This window comes from Pectobacterium sp. HCp5_1 (genome assembly GCF_032905925.1).
In the GTDB taxonomy this organism is placed as follows: Bacteria; Pseudomonadota; Gammaproteobacteria; order Enterobacterales; family Enterobacteriaceae; genus Pectobacterium; species Pectobacterium brasiliense_A.
In genome coordinates this window covers 1-22,288 of the sequence record NZ_JAUMIO010000034.1, presented here as the reverse complement: position 1 = coordinate 22,288, position 22,288 = coordinate 1, and the positions used below count along the sequence as shown (strand labels likewise).

The 22,288-nt window shown below is 50.6% G+C and carries 32 protein-coding genes; 4 read left to right on the top strand and 28 right to left on the bottom strand.

The window, feature by feature from the left end; translation table 11 throughout:
- Positions 1–5: 5 nt before the first annotated feature.
- From rpsH to Q3A88_RS18110, 26 genes are all read right to left on the bottom strand, one after another.
- Positions 6–398: a 30S ribosomal protein S8 gene (gene rpsH / locus Q3A88_RS18235; RefSeq protein ID WP_005970261.1), complete on the bottom strand. Its 393-nt coding sequence runs from the start codon at positions 396–398 to the stop codon at positions 6–8.
- A 33-nt stretch (positions 399–431) separates the two neighbouring features.
- Entirely contained in the window at positions 432–737 is a 306-nt protein-coding gene (rpsN, locus tag Q3A88_RS18230; protein ID WP_010286114.1) for a 30S ribosomal protein S14, read from the bottom strand.
- Between the two features lie 13 nt (positions 738–750).
- On the bottom strand, positions 751–1,290 hold the full coding sequence (rplE, locus tag Q3A88_RS18225) for a 50S ribosomal protein L5 (protein ID WP_005970265.1): 540 nt from the start codon (positions 1,288–1,290) through the stop codon (positions 751–753).
- A gap of 14 nt (positions 1,291–1,304) precedes the next feature.
- Positions 1,305–1,619 (bottom strand): 50S ribosomal protein L24, encoded by a 315-nt coding sequence (gene rplX / locus Q3A88_RS18220; protein WP_005970267.1) that lies wholly within the window; start codon positions 1,617–1,619, stop codon positions 1,305–1,307.
- Positions 1,620–1,629: 10 nt separating this feature from the next.
- Positions 1,630–2,001 carry a 50S ribosomal protein L14 gene (gene rplN, locus Q3A88_RS18215; RefSeq protein ID WP_000613954.1) on the bottom strand — a complete coding sequence of 124 codons (372 nt, stop codon included), beginning with the start codon at positions 1,999–2,001 and terminating at the stop codon, positions 1,630–1,632.
- A 161-nt stretch (positions 2,002–2,162) separates the two neighbouring features.
- Entirely contained in the window at positions 2,163–2,417 is a 255-nt protein-coding gene (rpsQ, locus tag Q3A88_RS18210; protein ID WP_010286161.1) for a 30S ribosomal protein S17, read from the bottom strand.
- On the bottom strand, positions 2,417–2,608 hold the full coding sequence (gene rpmC, locus Q3A88_RS18205; protein WP_014916814.1) for a 50S ribosomal protein L29: 192 nt from the start codon (positions 2,606–2,608) through the stop codon (positions 2,417–2,419). Before rpmC ends, rpsQ begins: the two co-directional genes overlap by 1 nt.
- A complete protein-coding gene (gene rplP / locus Q3A88_RS18200) occupies positions 2,608–3,018 on the bottom strand; it encodes a 50S ribosomal protein L16 (RefSeq protein WP_005970273.1) in 411 nt (136 codons plus the stop codon). The genes rpmC and rplP overlap by 1 nt, the downstream gene beginning before the upstream one ends.
- Before the next feature lie 12 nt (positions 3,019–3,030).
- A complete protein-coding gene (gene rpsC, locus Q3A88_RS18195; RefSeq protein WP_005970274.1) occupies positions 3,031–3,732 on the bottom strand; it encodes a 30S ribosomal protein S3 in 702 nt (233 codons plus the stop codon).
- 17 nt (positions 3,733–3,749) lie between these two features.
- Positions 3,750–4,082: a 50S ribosomal protein L22 gene (rplV, locus tag Q3A88_RS18190; RefSeq protein WP_005970275.1), complete on the bottom strand. Its 333-nt coding sequence runs from the start codon at positions 4,080–4,082 to the stop codon at positions 3,750–3,752.
- Between the two features lie 14 nt (positions 4,083–4,096).
- Positions 4,097–4,375, bottom strand: a complete 279-nt coding sequence (rpsS, locus tag Q3A88_RS18185; RefSeq protein ID WP_004929772.1) for a 30S ribosomal protein S19 — start codon at positions 4,373–4,375, stop codon at positions 4,097–4,099.
- Positions 4,376–4,391: 16 nt separating this feature from the next.
- Positions 4,392–5,213 carry a 50S ribosomal protein L2 gene (rplB, locus tag Q3A88_RS18180; RefSeq protein WP_010286179.1) on the bottom strand — a complete coding sequence of 274 codons (822 nt, stop codon included), beginning with the start codon at positions 5,211–5,213 and terminating at the stop codon, positions 4,392–4,394.
- Between the two features lie 17 nt (positions 5,214–5,230).
- On the bottom strand, positions 5,231–5,533 hold the full coding sequence (rplW, locus tag Q3A88_RS18175; protein ID WP_005970277.1) for a 50S ribosomal protein L23: 303 nt from the start codon (positions 5,531–5,533) through the stop codon (positions 5,231–5,233).
- Positions 5,530–6,135 carry a 50S ribosomal protein L4 gene (gene rplD, locus Q3A88_RS18170; protein WP_010286181.1) on the bottom strand — a complete coding sequence of 202 codons (606 nt, stop codon included), beginning with the start codon at positions 6,133–6,135 and terminating at the stop codon, positions 5,530–5,532. Before rplD ends, rplW begins: the two co-directional genes overlap by 4 nt.
- 10 nt (positions 6,136–6,145) lie before the next feature.
- On the bottom strand, positions 6,146–6,775 hold the full coding sequence (gene rplC / locus Q3A88_RS18165; RefSeq protein WP_010304941.1) for a 50S ribosomal protein L3: 630 nt from the start codon (positions 6,773–6,775) through the stop codon (positions 6,146–6,148).
- 32 nt (positions 6,776–6,807) lie between these two features.
- The gene (gene rpsJ, locus Q3A88_RS18160; protein ID WP_001181005.1) at positions 6,808–7,119 is read right to left on the bottom strand and encodes a 30S ribosomal protein S10; all 312 of its coding nucleotides are present in this window, start codon (positions 7,117–7,119) and stop codon (positions 6,808–6,810) included.
- A 304-nt stretch (positions 7,120–7,423) separates the two neighbouring features.
- Positions 7,424–7,897, bottom strand: coding sequence for a bacterioferritin (gene bfr, locus Q3A88_RS18155; RefSeq protein WP_010286186.1), 474 nt, complete (start codon positions 7,895–7,897; stop codon positions 7,424–7,426).
- Between the two features lie 73 nt (positions 7,898–7,970).
- Positions 7,971–8,165, bottom strand: a complete 195-nt coding sequence (gene bfd, locus Q3A88_RS18150; RefSeq protein ID WP_005970281.1) for a bacterioferritin-associated ferredoxin — start codon at positions 8,163–8,165, stop codon at positions 7,971–7,973.
- A gap of 204 nt (positions 8,166–8,369) precedes the next feature.
- Positions 8,370–9,554, bottom strand: a complete 1,185-nt coding sequence (gene tuf, locus Q3A88_RS18145) for an elongation factor Tu (protein ID WP_014913795.1) — start codon at positions 9,552–9,554, stop codon at positions 8,370–8,372.
- A 69-nt stretch (positions 9,555–9,623) separates the two neighbouring features.
- Positions 9,624–11,738, bottom strand: coding sequence for an elongation factor G (fusA, locus tag Q3A88_RS18140; protein WP_039281905.1), 2,115 nt, complete (start codon positions 11,736–11,738; stop codon positions 9,624–9,626).
- Positions 11,739–11,834: 96 nt separating this feature from the next.
- Positions 11,835–12,305, bottom strand: coding sequence for a 30S ribosomal protein S7 (rpsG, locus tag Q3A88_RS18135; RefSeq protein ID WP_009111198.1), 471 nt, complete (start codon positions 12,303–12,305; stop codon positions 11,835–11,837).
- Between the two features lie 96 nt (positions 12,306–12,401).
- Positions 12,402–12,776 carry a 30S ribosomal protein S12 gene (gene rpsL / locus Q3A88_RS18130; RefSeq protein ID WP_005969567.1) on the bottom strand — a complete coding sequence of 125 codons (375 nt, stop codon included), beginning with the start codon at positions 12,774–12,776 and terminating at the stop codon, positions 12,402–12,404.
- 131 nt (positions 12,777–12,907) lie between these two features.
- Positions 12,908–13,195, bottom strand: a complete 288-nt coding sequence (tusB, locus tag Q3A88_RS18125; RefSeq protein ID WP_010296976.1) for a sulfurtransferase complex subunit TusB — start codon at positions 13,193–13,195, stop codon at positions 12,908–12,910.
- A 17-nt stretch (positions 13,196–13,212) separates the two neighbouring features.
- Positions 13,213–13,572 carry a sulfurtransferase complex subunit TusC gene (gene tusC / locus Q3A88_RS18120; RefSeq protein WP_110164280.1) on the bottom strand — a complete coding sequence of 120 codons (360 nt, stop codon included), beginning with the start codon at positions 13,570–13,572 and terminating at the stop codon, positions 13,213–13,215.
- A 9-nt stretch (positions 13,573–13,581) separates the two neighbouring features.
- The gene (gene tusD, locus Q3A88_RS18115; protein WP_010277471.1) at positions 13,582–13,971 is read right to left on the bottom strand and encodes a sulfurtransferase complex subunit TusD; all 390 of its coding nucleotides are present in this window, start codon (positions 13,969–13,971) and stop codon (positions 13,582–13,584) included.
- Positions 13,971–14,693, bottom strand: coding sequence for a transcriptional regulator (locus Q3A88_RS18110; RefSeq protein WP_010296984.1), 723 nt, complete (start codon positions 14,691–14,693; stop codon positions 13,971–13,973). Before Q3A88_RS18110 ends, tusD begins: the two co-directional genes overlap by 1 nt.
- 178 nt (positions 14,694–14,871) lie before the next feature.
- Here Q3A88_RS18110 and eptA point away from each other — a divergent pair, with 178 nt between their 5' ends.
- The 3 genes from eptA to pmrB are packed head-to-tail and all read left to right on the top strand — an operon-like array spanning position 14,872 to position 18,274.
- Complete coding sequence (gene eptA, locus Q3A88_RS18105) at positions 14,872–16,518, top strand: phosphoethanolamine transferase EptA (protein ID WP_317178397.1); 1,647 nt, start codon at positions 14,872–14,874, stop codon at positions 16,516–16,518.
- Positions 16,515–17,183, top strand: a complete 669-nt coding sequence (pmrA, locus tag Q3A88_RS18100; protein WP_039484538.1) for a two-component system response regulator PmrA — start codon at positions 16,515–16,517, stop codon at positions 17,181–17,183. The genes eptA and pmrA overlap by 4 nt, the downstream gene beginning before the upstream one ends.
- Positions 17,180–18,274 carry a two-component system sensor histidine kinase PmrB gene (gene pmrB, locus Q3A88_RS18095; RefSeq protein WP_110164282.1) on the top strand — a complete coding sequence of 365 codons (1,095 nt, stop codon included), beginning with the start codon at positions 17,180–17,182 and terminating at the stop codon, positions 18,272–18,274. Before pmrA ends, pmrB begins: the two co-directional genes overlap by 4 nt.
- Before the next feature lie 69 nt (positions 18,275–18,343).
- Here the strand turns inward: pmrB and glyA are convergent, their stop codons facing one another.
- Positions 18,344–19,615 (bottom strand): serine hydroxymethyltransferase, encoded by a 1,272-nt coding sequence (glyA, locus tag Q3A88_RS18090; RefSeq protein ID WP_110164283.1) that lies wholly within the window; start codon positions 19,613–19,615, stop codon positions 18,344–18,346.
- A gap of 32 nt (positions 19,616–19,647) precedes the next feature.
- Entirely contained in the window at positions 19,648–20,460 is an 813-nt protein-coding gene (locus Q3A88_RS18085) for a YggS family pyridoxal phosphate-dependent enzyme (RefSeq protein WP_317178396.1), read from the bottom strand.
- 103 nt (positions 20,461–20,563) lie between these two features.
- Here Q3A88_RS18085 and Q3A88_RS18080 point away from each other — a divergent pair, with 103 nt between their 5' ends.
- Entirely contained in the window at positions 20,564–22,057 is a 1,494-nt protein-coding gene (locus Q3A88_RS18080) for a PLP-dependent aminotransferase family protein (RefSeq protein WP_233991263.1), read from the top strand.
- Positions 22,058–22,288 lie beyond the last annotated feature (231 nt).

The following is a 22,288-nucleotide window of genomic DNA, read 5'->3' as shown; positions in this document are numbered from 1 at the left end:
CCCGATTAAGCTACGTAGCAGATAATCTCGCCACCAAGACCAGCCTGGCGAGCTGCACGATCAGTCATAACACCTTTAGAGGTAGAAACAACTGCGATACCCAAACCGGCCATAACTTTTGGCAGCTCATCTTTTCTTTTATAGATGCGCAGGCCTGGACGGCTTACTCGCTGAATGCTTTCTACCACTGCCTTGCCCTGGAAATATTTAAGTTCTAATTCCAGAACTGGCTTGGTGTCGCCTTCGATTTTGAAATCTTCAATGTAACCTTCTTCCTTCAGCACGTTGGCAATTGCCACTTTCAGCTTGGAGGAAGGCATGGTGACCGCAACTTTGTTCGCGGCTTGACCGTTACGGATACGGGTCAGCATATCCGCGATCGGATCTTGCATGCTCATCTGTCTTTACTCCCGTGATTCAATTGGTGACAATTACCAGCTAGCCTTTTTCAGACCCGGAATTTCACCGCGCATAGCGGCTTCACGGACCTTGATACGGCTCAACCCGAACTTCCGCAGGAAAGCGTGCGGACGACCAGTTTGGCGGCAGCGGTTACGCTGACGAGACGGGCTGGAATCACGCGGCAGAGTCTGCAGCTTAAGAACTGCATCCCAACGATCTTCGTCGGATGAGTTCACACCAGAGATGATAGCTTTCAATTCCTCGCGTTTAGCGCGGTATTTTTCAGCCAGTTTCACACGAACAACTTCGCGTGCTTTCATGGATTGCTTAGCCATTAGTAACCCTACCTTACTTGCGGAATGGGAAGTTAAAGGCGGCCAACAGCGCACGGCCTTCATCATCGGATTTCGCAGTAGTGGTAATGGTAATGTCCAAACCACGAACGCGATCGACTTTATCGTAGTCGATTTCCGGGAAGATGATCTGCTCACGCACACCCATGCTGTAGTTACCACGACCATCGAATGACTTAGCGGACAAGCCACGGAAGTCACGAATACGCGGTACAGCAATGGAAATCAGACGCTCAAGGAACTCCCACATGCGTTCGCCACGCAGAGTTACTTTACAGCCGATCGGATAGCCCTGACGGATTTTGAAGCCTGCAACAGATTTGCGTGCTTTGGTGATCAACGGTTTTTGACCGGAGATTGCTGCCAGATCAGCTGCTGCGTTATCCAGCAGTTTCTTGTCAGCGATCGCTTCACCAACACCCATATTCAGGGTGATCTTCTCGACCCGAGGGACTTGCATGACAGAATTGTAGTTAAACTCAGTCATGAGTTTTTTAACTACTTCGTCTTTGTAGTAATCATGCAGTTTCGCCATCGTACTACTCCAAATTACTTGATAGTTTCGCTATTAGATTTAAAGAAACGGACTTTTTTTCCGTCTTCGAATCTAAAGCCTACACGGTCAGCCTTACCAGTTGCCGCATTGAAGATTGCAAGGTTAGAAACTTGAATTGCAGCTTCTTTTTCAACGATGCCACCTGGTTGGTTCAGGGCCGGAACCGGCTTCTGATGTTTTTTAACCAGATTAATACCTTCAACAATGACCTTACTAGCAGACAGGACATTTTTTACTTTACCGCGCTTACCTTTATCTTTACCGGTTAGCACAATAACTTCGTCATCACGACGGATTTTCGCTGCCATGATTCGCTCCTTAAAGTACTTCTGGTGCCAGAGAGATAATTTTCATGAACTTCTCATTACGCAGTTCACGAGTTACCGGCCCAAAAATACGCGTACCGATAGGCTGTTCGCTGTTATTGTTTAAAATAACGCAAGCATTGCCATCGAAGCGAATGACAGAACCGTCCGGGCGACGAACACCCTTCTTGGTGCGCACCACTACCGCCTTCAGAACATCGCCTTTCTTCACCTTACCGCGAGGAATTGCTTCCTTGATGGTAATTTTGATGATATCGCCGACGCCTGCGTAGCGACGGTGCGAGCCACCTAGAACCTTGATACACATTACGCGACGTGCACCGGAATTATCGGCCACGTTCAGCATAGTCTGTTCTTGGATCATTTTAGTGCTCCGCTTGTCAACTACTACTCTAGGACCCTTTCGGGCCATTAAATACCCCATAATTGAGGGCGCAGCATTATAACACCGCTTCCTTGGTATGGGTAGAAAAAATAAACGGCCCTTTGCAGAGCCGTTTATCATAAGAGAAGAGCGCTACTTTATTACAGAATCGCTTTCTCTACAACGCGAACAAGTGTCCAAGACTTATTTTTGGACAGCGGACGGCATTCGCGGATTTCAACCACGTCACCGATACCGCATTCATTGTTCTCGTCATGTACGTGCAGCTTAGTCGTACGCTTAATGAATTTACCGTAAAGCGGGTGTTTCACAAAACGTTCGATAGCAACAACCATGGATTTCTCCATTTTGTCGCTTACAACACGACCTTGCAGAGTACGGATTTTATCGGTCATTACGCACCCGCCTTCTCAGTCAGTAAAGTCTTAACACGTGCAATATTCTGACGCACTTGTTTTACCAGGTGAGTCTGTTGCAACTGACCACTGGCAGCCTGCATACGCAGGTTAAATTGCTCGCGCAGCAGGCCGAGCAGTTCAGTGTTCAGCTCTTCGACGCTTTTTTCACGCAGCTCATTTGCTTTCATTACATCACCGTCTTAGTTACAAAGGTGGTTTTGATAGGCAGTTTCGCTGCTGCCAGTTGGAATGCCTCACGGGCTAACTCTTCCGGCACACCGTCCATTTCGTACAGGACTTTACCTGGCTGAATCAAGGCAACCCAATATTCCACGTTACCTTTACCTTTACCCATACGAACTTCAAGCGGTTTCTCGGTGATCGGTTTGTCCGGGAATACACGGATCCAGATCTTACCTTGACGCTTAACAGCACGAGTCATGGCACGACGTGCAGCTTCGATTTGACGAGCAGTCAGGCGACCGCGGCCAACAGCTTTCAGACCGAAAGTGCCGAAGCTAACATCCGTACCCTGCGCCAGACCACGGTTGCGGCCCTTGTGCACCTTACGGAATTTTGTACGCTTTGGTTGTAACATCAGCGACTCTCCTTACTTGCGGCCTTTACGCTGCTGCTTTTTAGGTTGAGCAGCCGGTTTTTCCGGTTGTTCAACGGCAGCCATACCACCCAGGATCTCACCTTTGAAGATCCACACTTTCACACCGATAACACCATAAGTGGTGTGCGCTTCGGAGGTGTTGTAGTCGATATCCGCACGCAGTGTATGCAATGGAACACGACCTTCACGGTACCATTCGGTACGCGCGATTTCAGCGCCGCCAAGACGGCCACTTACTTCAACTTTAATACCTTTAGCGCCCAGACGCATGGCGTTCTGTACCGCACGCTTCATAGCACGACGGAACATCACACGACGCTCCAGCTGAGAAGTGATGCTGTCAGCAACCAGTTTTGCGTCCAGTTCAGGTTTACGAACTTCTGCGATATTGATCTGTGCAGGTACGCCAGCGATATCCGCTACGACTTTGCGCAGTTTTTCAACATCTTCACCTTTTTTACCGATCACGATACCCGGACGAGCAGTGTGAATAGTCACACGAATGCTTTTTGCCGGACGTTCGATAACGATACGAGAAACGGAAGCCTTCTCCAGTTCCTTCGTCAGGTATTTACGAACTTTAAAATCGCTGTCCAGGTTGTCAGCGAATTCTTTGGTATTCGCATACCAGGTAGAGTTCCAAGGTTTGACAATACCCAGGCGAATACCATTAGGATGTACTTTCTGACCCATTGCTAGTCTCCAGAGTCTCAGCGATCGGACACAACCACAGTAATGTGGCTGGTACGCTTCAGGATGCGATCCGCACGACCTTTAGCACGCGGCATAATGCGCTTCATGCTTGGGCCTTCGTCAACGAAGATTTTCGCGACTTTCAGATCATCAATGTCAGCGCCATCGTTGTGTTCTGCGTTAGCAATAGCAGACTCCAGCACTTTTTTAACCAGACCAGCAGCTTTCTTGTTGGTGTAGGTCAGAACTTCCAGAGCTTGCGACACTTTCTTACCGCGAATCAGGTCTGCCACCAGGCGAACCTTTTGAGCAGAAGAACGAGCGTGGCAATGTTTAGCGATAGTTTCCATCTCTTCCTCCTACCTTAGCGCTTCTTGGCCTTTTTGTCGGCCGCATGGCCGCGATAAGTACGAGTCGGCGCGAATTCACCCAGTTTGTGACCGACCATTTCATCGGAAACAAACACCGGAACGTGCTGACGACCATTATGGACAGCGATGGTCAAACCGATCATATTTGGAAAGATCGTTGAACGACGGGACCAAGTGCGCAAAGGCTTCTTGTCTCCGCTTTCCACCGCTTTCTCTACCTTCTTCAGCAAGTGCAGGTCAATAAATGGACCTTTCTTGAGAGAACGTGGCATGGTTTATCCTCTAAGATTATTTAGTACGGCGACGTACGATAAATTTATCAGTACGCTTATTGCTGCGGGTCTTCTTACCTTTGGTCTGAACGCCCCACGGACTAACCGGGTGCTTACCAAAGTTACGACCTTCACCACCACCGTGTGGGTGGTCGACTGGGTTCATTGCCGTACCGCGAACGGTAGGACGAACACCACGCCAGCGTGCAGCACCAGCTTTACCCAGAACGCGAAGCATGTGCTCAGCGTTGCCAACTTCGCCCAGCGTAGCGCGGCAGTCGGATTCGACTTTACGCATTTCGCCAGAACGCAGACGCAGGGTAACGTAAGAACCGTCACGAGCAACGATCTGAACGTAAGCACCAGCAGAACGAGCCAATTGGCCGCCTTTACCTGGTTTCATTTCTACGTTATGAACCGTTGAACCGACTGGAATGTTACGCATCGGCAGGGTATTACCCGCTTTAATCGCAGCATCAACGCCAGATTGAATCTGGTCGCCGGCTTTCAGGCCTTTCGGCGCCAGGATATAACGACGTTCGCCGTCTTTGTACAGAACCAGCGCGATATTCGCGGAACGGTTCGGATCATACTCCAGACGCTCAACAACCGCAGGAATACCGTCTTTATTGCGTTTGAAGTCAATCAGACGATATTGCTGTTTGTGACCACCACCGATGTGACGGGTAGTGATGCGGCCATTGTTGTTACGGCCACCGGATTTGCTGTTCTTTTCCAGCAACGGGGCATAAGGCTTGCCCTTGTGCAGCTCAGGGTTAACCACTTTAACAACGTGGCGACGACCCGGAGATGTCGGTTTACATTTAACAACTGCCATTGTCTTTCTCCTCCGACTTACTCAGCGCCGCCGATGAAGTCCAGATTCTGGCCTTCTTTCAGGGTGACGTAAGCTTTTTTCCAGTCGCTGCGACGACCAATACGCTGTCCGTGACGCTTAACTTTACCCTTAACTACCAGGGTGTTTACGTCTTTAACTTCTACTTCGAACAGTTTCTCTACAGCAGCAACGATCTCTGCTTTAGTCGCGTCTTTAGCAACTTTGAGAACGATGGTGTTAGTTTTTTCCATCGCGGTAGATGCTTTTTCAGATACGTGCGGCGCGCGCAGTACTTTCAGCAGACGTTCTTCACGGATCATGCCAGCATCTCCTCAACTTGCTTAACTGCATCAGCAGTCATAACGACTTTGTCGAAGGCGATCAAGCTAACTGGGTCGATACCTGCTGCATCACGCACGTCAACCTTGTACAGGTTACGCGCAGCCAGGAACAGATTTTCATCCAGTTCACCGGTGATGATCAACACGTCTTCCAGTGCCATTTCTTTCAGTTTCTGTGCCAGCAACTTAGTTTTCGGTGCTTCTACAGAGAACGTCTCGACAACGATCAGACGATCTTGACGTACCAATTCGGACAGAATGCTTTTCAGCGCGCCGCGGTACATCTTTTTGTTAACTTTCTGACTGTGGTCCTGTGGCTTAGCAGCGAAGGTCACACCACCGGAACGCCAGATCGGGCTCTTAGCAGAACCAGAACGCGCACGGCCAGTACCTTTCTGACGCCAAGGTTTTTTACCGGAACCAGTTACTTCAGCACGGGTCTTCTGGGCGCGAGTACCTTGACGGGCACCTGCTGCATAAGCAACAACAACCTGATGTACCAGCGCTTCGTTGAAATCACGACCGAAGGTAGTTTCGGAAACAGTCAGCGCGCTTTGCGCGTCTTTCAATACTAATTCCATTGCTATCTCCTCACGCCTTCACAGCTGGTTTAACGATCAGGTCGCTACCGGTAGCTCCCGGAACAGCACCTTTAACCAGCAGCAGGTTGCGCTCAGCGTCAACACGCACTACGTCCAGGCTCTGAACGGTTACACGTTCGTTACCCAGCTGGCCTGCCATTTTCTTGCCTTTGAACACTTTGCCCGGAGTCTGGTTCTGACCGATAGAACCCGGAACGCGGTGGGACAAGGAGTTACCGTGAGTAGCATCCTGAGTACGGAAATTCCAGCGCTTAACTGTGCCAGCAAAACCTTTACCTTTAGATGTACCAGTAACGTCTACTTTTTTAACGTCTGCGAAAATTTCGACACTGATGCTCTGACCTACAGTGAACTCTTCGCCTTCAGAAAGACGGAATTCACGCAGAGTACGGCCAGCTTCTACGCCAGCTTTAGCAAAGTGACCTGCTTCTGGCTTAGTAACACGGTTTGCTTTTTTAGCACCAGTAGTTACTTGCACAGCGCGGTAACCGTCGTTAGCCAGGTCTTTAACCTGAGTTACGCGGTTTGCTTCAATTTCGATAACGGTTACGGGGATAGATACGCCATCTTCAGTGAAGATACGGGTCATGCCCACTTTTTTACCGACTAAACCAATCATTGTTTCAACCTCTCAATCGCTCAATGACCTGATTAACCCAGGCTGATCTGCACGTCTACACCAGCAGCCAGATCCAGACGCATCAGAGCATCAACGGTTTTCTCGGTTGGCTCAACGATGTCAACCAGACGCTTGTGAGTGCGAATCTCGTACTGATCGCGCGCATCTTTATTGACGTGCGGAGAAATCAGAACGGTAAAGCGCTCTTTGCGGGTCGGCAGCGGGATCGGACCACGTACTTGCGCACCAGTGCGCTTAGCAGTCTCGACGATTTCCGCAGTTGATTGATCAATCAGACGATGATCAAACGCTTTCAGGCGGATACGGATTCTTTGGTTCTGCATGAGACCAGAGCTCCAATTATTTATAAACGTAAATGATTACTCCTCACACCCATTTCGATTGATGGGGGAGTGTAATCGTCAGCACATAACCCCCATATCGGGAGTATTGTTTTGGTCAATAAATGAATATTGGCCGTCTGATTCGGATTGAATCAGGCTTACCTAGTTTCGGTAAGCTCGCGCATTATACGCAAATTGGCTGGGGAAGCAATAAGCAGGATGAAATGATTTTAACGCGGCCGGAGCAATGTGCACAGTCCGGCCGAATGGGGGCATAAATTACATAGCAGGCTATGATAATCAGTTACTCAGCTTTTAGCTGAGCTTGAAGATAGTTTTGTATGCCAAGACGTGAAATCAAGTCTAATTCTGTTTCCAGCCAGTCGATGTGCCCTTCTTCATCAGCAAGAATTTCTATCATTAGATCCCTACTGACGTAGTCATGCACCGAATCAGCATAGGCAATTGCCTCACGCAAATTCTTTGCGCCATCCAATTCAAGTTGAAGATCAGAACGTAAGATCTCCTCGACATCCTCGCCAATGTTTAACTTACCCAAATCCTGTAGATTCGGGATGCCTTCGAGAAACAGGATTCGTTCGATGTAGCGATCAGCATGTTTCATTTCGTCAATAGACTCATGATATTCGTGATCGTTAAGACGGGTTAAGCCCCAGTTTTTAAACATTCGGGCATGAAGAAAATATTGGTTAATGGCTACCAGCTCGTTGCCCAATAACTTATTCAGGTGTGTGATGACTTTTTTATCGCCTTTCATGACATGCTCCTCCGCTCCAGTTCTTAAAGTGTAGAACCGGTAAGCAGAGAGTCAAAAAAAACAACCCTACATTTTATGCTACTTCATACATATCAGGAATTTTAGCCTGCTCTTCCTCAAAAATGACACGCGCCTGACGAATACACTTACCGCAATCTGTCCCGATAGGGACGAGTTTGCGTAATTGCTGCATAGATTGAGGCTGGTGCTGACGAACAGCATTACGAATGACTTTGTCGGAAATTGCGTTGCACAAACACACATACATATCAGGATGACTCATTGTTATCGCGAGTGTCTTTCGCACTACCTTTCAGGACACTACAACCAGCATTTGAAACCGCTCCTAGCGATTTTTTAACCAACTGAGTTATTCTAAATAAGAATTATTTTTATTTCAATTTCCATCTAATCATTTGGACGTAAAAAAAGGCACCGAAGTGCCTTTTTCATGCATTAAGTTTATCAGCGATTAAGCGATAACTTTAGCAACAACGCCCGCGCCTACTGTACGGCCGCCTTCACGGATGGCGAAACGCAAACCGTCGTCCATCGCGATTGGGTGGATCAGGGTAACAACCATTTTGATGTTGTCGCCCGGCATTACCATCTCTACGCCTTCTGGCAGTTCGATGGTGCCCGTTACGTCAGTTGTACGGAAGTAGAACTGAGGACGGTAGCCTTTGAAGAACGGAGTATGACGGCCGCCTTCATCTTTGCTCAGGATATACACTTCGGATTCGAACTGAGTGTGCGGCTTGATTGAACCCGGCTTAGCCAGTACCTGGCCACGCTCGATTTCTTCACGCTTGATACCACGCAGCAGAACACCAACGTTCTCGCCTGCACGACCTTCGTCCAGCAGTTTGCGGAACATTTCTACGCCAGTACAGGTAGATTTCGCCGTATCTTTGATACCAACGATTTCAACTTCTTCACCGACTTTAACGATACCGCGCTCTACACGACCGGTAACAACGGTACCACGACCGGAGATGGAGAATACGTCTTCGATTGGCAGCAGGAACGGCTTGTCAATAGCACGCTCTGGTTCTGGGATATAAGAATCCAGGTGCTCTGCCAGTTCGATGATTTTTGCTTCCCACTCAGCTTCGCCTTCCAGCGCTTTCAGAGCTGAACCACGAACCACTGGGGTATCGTCGCCTGGGAAGTCGTACTGAGACAGCAGCTCACGCACTTCCATCTCAACCAGTTCCAGCAGCTCTTCGTCATCAACCATGTCACATTTGTTCAGGAACACGATGATGAAAGGAACGCCAACCTGACGACCCAGCAGGATGTGCTCACGGGTCTGAGGCATTGGGCCGTCAGTCGCAGCAACAACCAGGATCGCGCCGTCCATCTGGGCAGCACCGGTGATCATGTTTTTCACATAGTCGGCGTGTCCTGGGCAGTCAACGTGCGCGTAGTGGCGAGACGGGGTATCGTACTCAACGTGAGACGTGTTGATGGTGATACCACGTGCTTTTTCTTCTGGTGCGTTATCGATCTGGTCGAATGCACGCGCGTTACCACCGTAGGTTTTAGCCAGAACGGTAGTGATTGCAGCAGTCAGAGTCGTTTTACCATGGTCAACGTGGCCGATAGTACCGACGTTAACGTGGGGTTTTGTACGTTCAAATTTTTCTTTAGACACGGCGATATTCCTTACTCAAATGCTCTCCCCCTATGGAGAGAGCACGGGATTTTGTTTTAACCCTGAGGCTTATTTACCACGGGCTTCAATTACGGCCTGAGCAACGTTGTTAGGCGCATCATCGTACTTCAGGAACTCCATGGAGTAAGAAGCACGGCCTTTGGTCAGAGAACGCAGTTGAGTTGCGTATCCGAACATTTCAGACAACGGAACTTCAGCGTGAATCACAACGCCAGTAACGTTAGATTCCTGACCACGCAGCATACCACGACGACGGCTAAGGTCACCGATGACGTCACCAGTGTTCTCTTCCGGCGTTTCAACTTCAACCTTCATGATCGGCTCAAGCAGAACAGGTTTTGCTTTCTTAAAGCCGTCTTTAAAGGCGATAGAAGCAGCCAGTTTAAACGCCAATTCAGAGGAGTCAACGTCATGGAAAGAACCGAAGTGCAGACGCACGCCGAGATCAACCACTGGGTAACCAGCCAGAGGACCTGCTTTCAGCTGTTCCTGAATACCTTTATCAACGGCAGGGATGTATTCACCAGGAATCACACCACCTTTGATGTCGTTGATGAACTCGTAACCTTTAGGATTTGAGCCCGGCTCCAGTGGGTACATGTCGATAACAACATGACCATACTGACCACGACCACCAGACTGCTTGGCGTGTTTACCTTCGATATCGGTAACTTTCGCACGAATCGCTTCACGGTAAGCAACCTGTGGTTTACCCACGTTCGCTTCAACGTTGAATTCACGCTTCATACGGTCAACGATGATATCGAGGTGCAATTCACCCATACCAGCGATGATAGTCTGGTTAGATTCTTCGTCAGTCCAAACGCGGAAAGACGGGTCTTCTTTAGCCAGACGGCCCAATGCCAGACCCATTTTTTCTTGGTCAGCTTTGGTTTTCGGTTCTACCGCGATGGAGATTACCGGCTCTGGGAATTCCATACGTTCCAAAATGATGACGTTATCTGGATCACACAGTGTGTCACCCGTCGTTACATCTTTCAGACCGATAGCAGCAGCGATATCGCCCGCACGAACTTCTTTGATCTCTTCACGCTTGTTAGCGTGCATCTGAACGATACGACCAAAACGCTCACGTGCTGATTTAACTGGGTTCAGTACGGTGTCACCGGAGTTAACTACACCAGAGTACACGCGGAAGAACGTCAGGTTACCAACAAACGGGTCGGTAGCAATTTTGAACGCCAGTGCAGCAAACGGCTCTTCATCACTTGCGTGACGCTCAGCCGGCGTGTCTTTACCGTCATCCAAAAGACCATTGATCGCAGGTACGTCAACTGGGGATGGCAGGTAGTCAACTACCGCATCCAGCATCGCCTGAACACCTTTGTTCTTAAATGCAGAACCACAGGTTACCAGGATGATTTCGTTGTTCAGAACGCGCTGACGCAGAGCTTTTTTGATCTCTTCTTCAGTCAGTTCTTCACCACCCAGGTATTTCTCCATCAGCTCTTCAGAAGCTTCTGCTGCGGATTCGATCAGGTTTTGGTGCCATTCTTCAGCCAGTTCCTGCATATCAGCTGGGATCTCTTCGTATTCGAAGGTCACGCCCTGATCGGCATCGTTCCAGTTGATGGCTTTCATTTTCACCAGGTCAACAACACCGGTGAAACCTTCTTCAGCACCAATTGCCAGCTGCAGCGGAACAGGGTTCGCGCCCAGACGGGATTTGATCTGACCAACAACTTTCAGGAAATTCGCACCCATGCGGTCCATTTTGTTAACGAACGCAATGCGTGGAACTTTATATTTGTTTGCCTGACGCCATACGGTTTCAGACTGCGGCTGAACACCACCAACTGCGCAGTAAACCATTACCGCACCATCCAGTACACGCATGGAACGTTCTACTTCGATAGTGAAGTCAACGTGTCCCGGGGTGTCGATGATGTTTACGCGATGCGGTTCATACTGCTTAGCCATACCAGACCAGAATGCAGTAGTCGCTGCGGAGGTGATAGTAATACCACGCTCCTGCTCCTGCTCCATCCAGTCCATGGTAGCTGCGCCGTCATGAACTTCACCGATTTTATGGTTTACACCAGTGTAGAACAGAATACGTTCGGTAGTAGTGGTTTTACCGGCGTCGATGTGCGCACTGATACCGATATTACGGTAGCGTGCGATGGGTGTTGTACGAGCCATTTGTATCCTCTATTTACTAGGGCGTTCAATTTAGTTAACCCAAGCGGGTTGGCTATTTTTAGCGCCCGCTTGGTTAGCATAACTACAGCGAAGGGATTACCAACGGTAGTGAGCGAACGCCTTGTTAGCTTCGGCCATACGGTGAACGTCTTCACGTTTCTTAACAGCAGTACCTTTGTTTTCTGCTGCATCAGAAAGTTCGTTCGCCAGGCGCAGAGCCATAGATTTATCACCGCGTTTACGAGCAGCTTCTACGATCCAACGCATTGCCAACGCATTACGACGAACCGGACGGACTTCTACTGGTACTTGATAAGTAGAACCACCAACGCGGCGCGACTTAACTTCGACAGTCGGGCGAACGTTGTCCAGAGCTACTTCAAAAGCTTCCAGATGATCTTTACCAGAACGCTGAGCCAGGGTCTCCAGCGCGGTATAGACGATTGCTTCTGCAGTAGATTTTTTACCATCTACCATCAGGATGTTTACAAATTTGGCCAGCAGTTCTGATCCGAACTTAGGATCCGGCAGAATTTTACGTTGACCAATGACGCGACGACGTGGCATGGAAATACTCCGTTGTTAATTCAGGATTGTCCAAAACTCTACGAGTTTAGTTTGACATTTAAGTTAAAACGTTTGGCCTTACTTAACGGAGAACCATTAAGCCTTTGGCTTCTTCACGCCGTATTTGGAACGGGATTGCTTACGGTCTTTAACACCTGAGCAGTCCAGCGCGCCACGAACGGTGTGGTAACGCACACCTGGCAGGTCTTTAACACGACCGCCACGGATCAGGATCACGGAGTGCTCCTGCAGGTTATGACCTTCACCACCAATATAGGAGGTAACTTCAAAACCGTTGGTTAAACGAACACGACATACTTTACGCAGTGCGGAGTTCGGTTTTTTAGGGGTGGTAGTATATACACGGGTACATACGCCACGTTTCTGCGGGCATGCTTCCAGCGCCGGAACGTTGCTTTTAGCAGCCTTCAGGGAGCGTGGTTTGCGTACCAGCTGGTTAATCGTTGCCATTCAAAAAGCTCCTGGGTTTTGCTTCGTAAACACGTAATAAATCGCCTCATGTTTGCGCAAGGCAAAGTATGAGGACGCAGAATTTTAGGGCTGGCAGTGGAAGGAGTCAAGAAATATACAAAAATTCGGCGTTACCACGCGAGTTGCTGCGGGTGCTCCACTGTCAGTTGAACAAACTGATTATAGTCAATGAGTGTCACATTGTTTGAAATTTGTTCAGTCATTCCTCTTGCCGCTGTATCAGGCTGGAGCGCGTAGAGAAGAACCGCTGAATCAAGAAGGCGCTGGATAATATCTCCACCAGCCAGCGCAGCGATAACACCGTCTTGCAATAAGACCAGCGCATCACCCTGATCCAAGCTGCGCAAGAGTGCATCCAGGTCAACGTGATAAGGAGAACGTGAGAGCGTATGCAGCATAAAGGGGAGATCCGTCGCTAGAATGAAAGGATGGAATGATAATCGGCCAACTTACTGCGCCATGCTTGCGGCCCTAATAGCTCTGCATCCAAAACCCAGTCTGTCTCTATACTCAACCCACGCTGGCGCACAGAAGTCTCGCACAGATAACAAGTGTCGATATCGTATAACGGCAGCACGCCAAACGTTGCGATGTAATTACGCATCAAAATCTTTTCCGGCTGTTGATGCGGCAGCAGTTGCAGTACGCCATCACCAACAAAAAATACGCCAATCTCTTCCGTCAGGGCTGACATCGCCAATAGTGCATCCAGCCCTTCCCGTCCGGAAGCGCTCCCATGTGGAGAATGCGTAAAAACAAATGCGACTCGCTTCATAACGCTACCTTAAAACTGAATAACCCGATCGCAGGTCAGCACCGATTGCGCCAGTTCCCCCAGCCCGCTAAGAACAAAGCCGGGTTGCAGATTCGCGCCAGCAAGGTTGAGCTGAGTCGCTTGCTGCGCGTCGGTCACACCTCTGCGTAATGCAGCGGCGACACAGACATTCAGCGCCACCTGATGCGTTTCGCCCAACTGCTGCCAGGCGCGTACAAGATCAAACTCATCATTAGCGGGTGACGTTAGCTGGTTGGCATTTAGCACGCCCTCGCGATAGAAGAACACGCTTTTCAGTCTGTGCCCTTCAGCTAACAGCGCCTGTGCAAACTGCAACGCGCTGCTCGCTTGCTGTGTGCCATAAGCCGGGCCAGTCACCAGCAAACAGTAACTCAGCATTAACGTTCGTGCCCGCTGAAGTCGCCGCTCTTGAATTGACGAATATAAAGGTAGACCGTGTGTTTGGAGATATTGAGGCGTTCGGCGACCTGGTTGATGGCGTCTTTAATATCAAAGATGCCTTTCTCATACAGGCTCAGTACGATTTGGCGATTTTTCGCATTATTGGAGACATTGCGATCCGCATTGACTTCCTCAATCGAAAATTCCAGCGTTTGTGCCACCAGATCATCAACGGATGACGCAAAGTTGACGGAAGAGGCGGCATCATGCGTTTCAGGTGGAATAAAGGTCTGCACAATCTGGGAGAAAGGCACATCCAAATTCATGTTGATACACAGCAGCCCAATCACGCGCTGATCGCGATTGCGAATGGCAATCGTCACTGACTTCATCAACACGCCGCTCTTTGCGCGGGTAAAATAGGCTTTCGACACGCTGCTATCTTCACCTGCCATGTCATGCAGCATGCGCAATGCAAGATCCGTAATCGGCGAGCCAATCTTCCTGCCGGTATGTTCCCCATTAGCAATACGCACGGCGGAACATTTAAGATCCTCAAGCGAGTGCAACACAATCTCACAATGCTCGCCAATCAACATGGCCAAGCCATCAACCACCGCTTCATACGATTTCAGGATCTCATAGTCCGTTTGACTGAAAGGACGTTCATCCAGCAAATCAAGCTCATAAGATTCGCCAGATACAAGCGAATTAGACATGGCAGACACCACCCTCAACGTCATCTATTTATTTTGTATTGACAGGGGACACAGTCTAGCAAATGTCCACACTCGCGTCCCTGAATTTAACGGGCTACCTCTTAAGGCTGCATTAATTTAATCCCGCTAGAGTCAGCGTCTTCTTTCCTCTCCATCATGGAAATTACGAGAGACGTGTATGAAAAGACGAATACCGATGGGCAGACCACACCTGAGCAGCATCACGTTCGTGCTGATCTTTTCTGCCTTTATTGCTCTGGTCCAGAACATTGCCTACTACCGCCAAACGCTGCAACTGCTGGACATGACAGACTGGGTTACTATCCCTTTCTTTCTCAGTATGCCCGTTGTGATTTTCGCGGTGCTGAATATCATTTTCACACTTCTGGCAGTACCTTATCTGCGTAAGGCCGTCATTGTTCTTTTCCTGCTGACCGGTGCCGCAGCGCAATACTTTATGCTGAACTACGGCATTATCATTGACCGAACCATGATCCAGAATATCCTGGAGACAACAGCTGGCGAATCCTTTTCACTGCTTACGCCACAGCTTGTCGCCTGGGTATTCTTTATTGGCGTCATTCCTGCGGCACTCGCCGTCTGGATAAAAATAAAGCCCGCCAAGCCGACAACGCTCTATATTGGCATGCGCTTTCTTAACGTCATTATTTCGTTATTCGCTATTTTATCTATCGCGGCATTCTTTTATAAAGATTACGCCTCGTTCATGCGTAATAACAAAGAGTTGGTAAAAGCAATTACGCCCAGCAATATTGTTGCGGCCAGCTTGTCCTACCACAAACATAGTGTGCTGGCTAATTTGCCTCTGGAGCAAATTGGTCTGGATGCCCACAAAGCAGCTCCACCATCTCCGACGGCAAAAAAGAATCTGGTTATTCTGGTGGTTGGCGAGACATCCCGGGCGCAAAATTTTTCGCTGGGTGGCTACGGGAAAGAAACCAATCCGCTGCTGGCGAAAGACAACGTTATCTACTTTGAAAACACCTCATCGTGTGGCACATCAACAGGCGTTTCCGTTCCCTGCATGTTTTCCAACATGCCGCGCCAAAGCTTTAACGGCGATTTAGCCAGCCATCAGGAAGGGCTGCTGGATATATTACAACGTGCGAACGTTAACGTACTTTGGCAAGAAAATGACGGTGGCTGCAAAGATGCCTGTACACGAGTGCCAACCGTTGATGTGACATCGCTGAAACTACCGGGATTATGCACCAACGGCGAATGCCACGATGAAGCGTTATTCCACGGCGTTGAAGACTACATCAATAAGCTCGATAACGACGGAATTATCGTATTACATACGATGGGCAGCCACGGCCCGAGCTACTACCAGCGCTATCCTGACGCCTTTAAGAAATTTACGCCAACGTGCGATACCAATCAGATTCAGACCTGTACGCAGGAAGCGCTGACCAATACGTATGACAATACGATCCTGTATGTCGATTTTGTTGTGGATAAAGCGATCAATTTACTGAAACAGCATCAGGATAAATTTAATACGTCGCTGGTTTACCTGTCCGACCACGGCGAATCGTTAGGGGAAAACGGCATCTACCTGCATAGCATGCCCTACTCTATTGCGCCGAAGCAGCAAACACATGTGCCGATGCTAATGTGGTTATCAACGGGTTATCAGCAACAACAGGCAATTCAGGATTCCTGTCTGCGCCAGAACGCGAAACAACAGGATTACTCGCAAGATAATCTTTTCCATACCATACTGGGGATATTTACTATCGCCACGAAAGAATATCAGCCTCAGCTTGATATCCTTCATCCGTGCAGGGACAAGGCAACATGAAATTACTGATTGTTGAAGACGATAAGCTGTTGCAGGAAGGATTATTATTGGCGTTGAGTCATGAAGGTTATGCCTGCGATTGCGCAGGCACAGCCAAAGAAGCGGACGCGCTCATCAGCAGCGCGCATTACAGTTTGGTCATTCTCGATCTTGGCTTACCGGATGAAGATGGGCTTACTCTGCTCTCACGCTGGCGTAAAAATCATTACCAGCATCCCGTACTCATCTTAACGGCGCGGGATAAGGTAAACGATCGCGTCAGCGGGCTGGATGTCGGCGCGGACGATTACCTTGCCAAGCCCTTCGCACTGACGGAATTACAGGCGCGCGTACGCGCGCTGATTCGCCGCAATCAGGGTTCAAGCAACAGCACAATACAGGTCGACAACATTACGTTGGACTTAAACAATCAACAGGTGTTACTGGACGACAAGCCAGTGGTGCTAACGCCAAAAGAGTTTGCGATCCTATCCCGCTTGGTGTTGAAAGCCGGTTCTCAGGTACATCGCGAGGTGCTGCATCAGGATATCTACGCCTGGAACGACGACCCGTCCTCCAATTCGCTGGAAGTGCATATCCATAATCTGCGTCACAAGATAGGGAAAGACCGGATTCGAACCCTGCGAGGTTTTGGCTATCTGCTGACTAAAGGTGAACAGCCATGAAGAGCGATGCCGACACCGTTACCAGCATGCGTCGCCGTTTAGTGCTGGCACTGGGCGGCATCCTGCTTGTCTGTCAGATGATCAGCGTATTCTGGCTTTGGCACGAAAGCGAAGAGCAAATCAGCCTACTGGTTGATAAATCCCTGAGCGCCAGCGCTCAGAACATGCAGATCGATCAAGAGATCAATGAGGCGATCGCCTCGCTCAGTATCCCAAGTCTGGTGATGGTCATTCTGACATTGCTCATGTGCTTTCAGGCGGTCAGTTGGATCACTCGCCCGCTTTCCCGTCTACAGGAAGAATTGCAGGATCGCACGGCGGAAAACCTGGAACCGCTGCCACAACAGAGTGACATTAAAGAAATCGCGGCTGTCACCCATACCATCAACCAGCTTTTTCAACGTCTGGACGAAACGTTGAAACGCGACAGGCAATTTACTGCGGATGTCGCTCATGAATTACGAACCCCGCTATCCGGTATTCGACTGCACCTCGAACTGCATCAGCAGCAACACCAAATTGACTGTAGTTCACTCATCAAACGCATTGATAAAATGGTGAAAACGGTGGAACAACTTTTGCTGCTTGCACGTGTCGGGCAAGAGTTTTCAGCGGGCCATCACCAAAATGTCGCGTTCCTGAAAGACGTCATTTTTCCTATGCAGGATGAACTGGCCGAGATGCTGCAAAAACGTCAGCAGACGCTGAAATGGATATTACCGCCAGAAGATATCACCCTGCGCGGCGATGCCACGCTGCTCCAGCTACTGTTACGCAATCTGGTAGAAAATGCCTATCGCTATAGCCCGGAAACCAGCCAGATCACCGTGAGCCTAAGCACGCCGCAACATATTGAACTACAGGTTGAGGATGAGGGACCAGGGATCGACGAAAGCAAAGTCGGTGAATTGAGTAAGGCGTTCGTTCGCATGGATAGCCGCTATGGCGGTATCGGTCTCGGGCTAAGTATCGTGACGCGCATTGCTCAGTTGCACGATGGAAAATTTTTCCTCTGCAACCGAGCGCAACGTTCCGGTGCACTCGCTCGCGTGGTGCTCACCGCCCCTGACGAATCCCCGAATTCCGCCTGAAAAATAAAGCAGCGCCCCACACCTCATAGTCGTGAGACGGCACATCCCTGTGCACAAACCTCACCTACGTTATTGGTACACAGGATAGCGTTGGCACAGCGCCACTACCTGCTGGCGCACACGATCGCGTACCGCCGTTAATGCGTCATTCCCTTCGCCAAGCACATCCAGTACATCACATAACCATTCCGCCAGTTGCTCGCACTCTGCCACACCAAAACCGCGCGTCGTCACAGCTGGCGTTCCAATACGCAGACCTGAGGTCACAAAGGGTGAACGCGGATCGTTAGGCACCGAGTTCTTGTTTGTCGTGATGTAAGCCTCGCTCAGTGCAGCATCAGCATCTTTACCGGTATACGGCTTGTCGGACAGGTCGATCAGAATCAAATGATTGTCGGTGCCATCAGAGACAATCTTGTAACCGCGTTGCTGGAGAACGCGTGCCATGGCACGGGCGTTGGTCACCACCTGACGCTGATAAACCGTGAATTCAGGGCGTAACGCTTCCTTGAATGCCACCGCTTTGGCAGCGATAACGTGCATCAACGGACCGCCCTGAATACCGGGGAATACGGCAGAGTTAAGCTTTTTGTAGAATTCCTCGCTCTGCCCTTTGGCTAAAATAATCCCACCGCGCGGGCCACGCAGCGTCTTATGGGTTGTGCTGGTTACAACATGTGCATGAGGGAGCGGATTCGGATACTCTCCGGCAGCCACCAAACCAGCAACATGCGCCATATCCACCCAGAAAATAGCGCCCACCTTGTCCGCAATCGCGCGCATACGAGCCCAATCCTTGTGGCGAGAATAGGCGGAGAACCCGCCGATTAGCATCTTTGGCCGGGTTTCCAACGCAATACGCTCCATTTCATCGTAATCGATCAGCCCTGTGTCAGGGTCTAATCCATAGGGGACGATCTTGTAGTGGCGACCAGAGAAGTTGGAGGGATTACCGTGGGTCAAATGCCCGCCCTGAGCGAGGTTCATGCCCATCACGGTATCGCCCGGATTAGTCAATGCCAGAAACACGGCCGCATTAGCCTGAGCGCCAGCATGAGGCTGGACGTTAGCATAATCGCAGTCAAACAGCGCTTTGGCCCGTTCGATAGCCAGACGTTCAGCCACGTCGACATACTCACAGCCGCTGTAGTAGCGCTTGCCTGGGTAGCCTTCCGCATATTTGTTGGTGAACACGGAGTTCTGGATCGCCATCACCAGCGGACTGGCATAGTTCTCTGAGGCGATCAGTTCAATGTGAGTTTCCTGCCGGTGTTCTTCATGCCGGATGGCGTCGGCCAGTTCCGGGTCGAAGTCAGTAAGGGTAAGAGAAGCGTCATACATGGGCATCGTCCTATACGTTAGTCATTGGTTTTTTAATCGTGTGATTCTGTGAGAGGTTCGTCAGGCCAGTAGTAGCTATCCGGCAGAGGGCGCGCGCCAAAGATTGCCTGCCCGACGCGCACCACGGTGGCACCTTCCTCAATGGCTATTTCAAAATCGCCGGACATCCCCATGGATAACTCATCCAGTTCAATGCCGACCGGAAGGTTTTGCTGCAACCGATCGCGCAACTGGCGCAGTCGAATAAAACACTGACGTACGCGTTCGGCCTCGCTGGAGAACAGCGCGAGCGTCATGAACCCACGCACGCGTAGCGCAGAGAATGCGGGGAGCGCCTGAATAAAAGTCGGGACATCTTCAGGCGACAGGCCATATTTGCTGACCTCACCGGAGGTATTCACCTGCACAAATACATCCAGCGAGCGCCCTTCAATCTGCAAGCGACGATCCAGCGCTTCAGCCAGCCGCAGACTGTCCAACGCCTGAAACTCGCTAGCGAAGCGTGCCACCAGCTTAGCCTTGTTGGTTTGCAGGTGACCAATGACCGACCACTGTAAATCGGTTAAATCCTGCATGGCTTCCCATTTACGGAACGCTTCCTGCACCTTGTTTTCACCCAATATCCGACAACCAGCCGCATGAGCCATACGCAGGCGATTTTCAGGCTTGGTTTTGCTGACGGGCAGCAGCCGCACTGTTGCAGGATCGCGGCCGACGCGCTGACAAGCTGCTGCAATACGAGCCTGAACTGCCGCCAGATTGAGTTGGAAGTCATCAACCGTGACAGCGTCGGGATAGCAGCCGTGCCTGTCGTGGCGAGTTTGAGTATCGGAGGATATCGACATCAGCGTCACTCCTGACGAAGAAGATGAATAGATTGTGAAACGTATTTATAGATTTAAAATAGCCGGATGTTCCCCACCATTTTCCCGATAAGAGGCAGACCAATTGTTCAAACACGCCCAGCTTGAATCGGTCAAGGCCTGGATTGGCGACCCCGCGCAAGGTGCCCTACCCCTGCACGCTCGTATCCAGCGAGCGATTCGCCAGTTAATCCTCGATGGCGTTCTTGATGTGGGCAAGCCCTTACCCGCCTCACGCGCACTGGCTACCTCACTGGGGGTGTCGCGTGATACGGTCGAGTCGGCTTACAGCCAGCTGCATGCGGAAGGATTTATCGAACGTCGCGTCGGCAGCGGCAGTTTCGTGTCGGAGCGGGCAAAGCGTCTGCCGGGGCGTGGCAAAGCCCGGAAAACGGGAGATAGCAAAGCAGAACTGCGCCTCAGTCAACGCGGTAGCGCCATGTTCCAGAATGGTGGGGTGCGCGACTTCATCATCCCGCGCGCGTTCGCGCCCGGCGTGCCAGAAACCCGCAGTTTTCCCCTCCAGACATGGGAACGACTGGAGCGGCAGGTACTAAAAGAATATGGCACGCGGGCACTACTACACAGCCCACCGCAGGGCATGGAAGTGCTAAGGCGCGCCATCGCAGATTATGTCAATCTCGAACGGGGAGCGCGCGCCACGCCCGATCGCGTACTGGTGCTGACCAGCTCCCAGCAAGCGCTCACCCTGTGTGCGACTGTATTGCTGGATGCTGGCGATCCGATCTTCCTTGAAGATCCCGTGTACCACGGCGCACGCAAGGCATTCGAGGCTGCGGGACTCGCGTGCGTGCCGATCCCGTTAGATGGCGATGGTTTGCAGATTGAACACCTGCTTGAGGCAAGCAACAAACATAATGTGCCCGCTAAAGCCGTGTTTCTGACGCCCTCACACCAGTTTCCAACTGGCGCAACGTTAGCGCTGGATCGACGTCTGGCCGTGATTGAATGGGCCTGGCAGCACCAGAGCTGGATTATTGAAGATGATTACGACAGCGAGTTTCACTACGCGGGCAAACCTACCGCCTGCGTTCAGGGGCTCGACCCGCACGATAGAACGATCTATATCGGCACCTTCACCAAATCGCTGTTTCCCGGCCTGCGCATCGGCTACATGGTATTGCCGCCGCAGCTGGTTGCTCCCATGACCGTGGCCCGCACGCTGATGGATGGGCACAGCGCGCCCATTCCACAGCTCACGCTGGCGCGTTTTATCGAAGGAGGCCATTTCGGTGCCCATATCCGCACGATGCGTGCCGTTTATGCCGAACGCCGCGATGTACTGGCACGGCTGGTACGTCAGCATCTGGCTGACTTCGTGGAACCACGAGTGCCAGCCGGAGGCATGCAGATGCCCTGTATCTTCATCCGTGACATCTCTGAACACGACGCCGTGGAGTCCGCGCGTCGGGCCGGCATCGATCTACTCGGGCTAACAGCACTGTATGCGTCGGGTCAGCATCAGGCTGGTTTTCTCATGGGATTTGCTGCCCACTCACCGCATGAACTGGAAACGGCGGTCAAGACGTTGGCGAAGGTGCTACGCGCACTGTGCTGATGATGGGGGGCGGGGTGGATGACAAATAGGTGCCGTCACGGTTAACGGAAAAAGGGATTCGATTGCAGGGAAGTGATGGTGAAACAAAAAAAACCGCAGGTCGAAGCCTGTAATGCCGATCAGTTAAGGATCGGTTGACCGATCCAGTGGCTGTGTAAAAATCCGGAAATGCTCACCCGTTTCCGGATTTTTTTATGCACATTGGACAGGCTCTTGATCTGGTATCCCGTT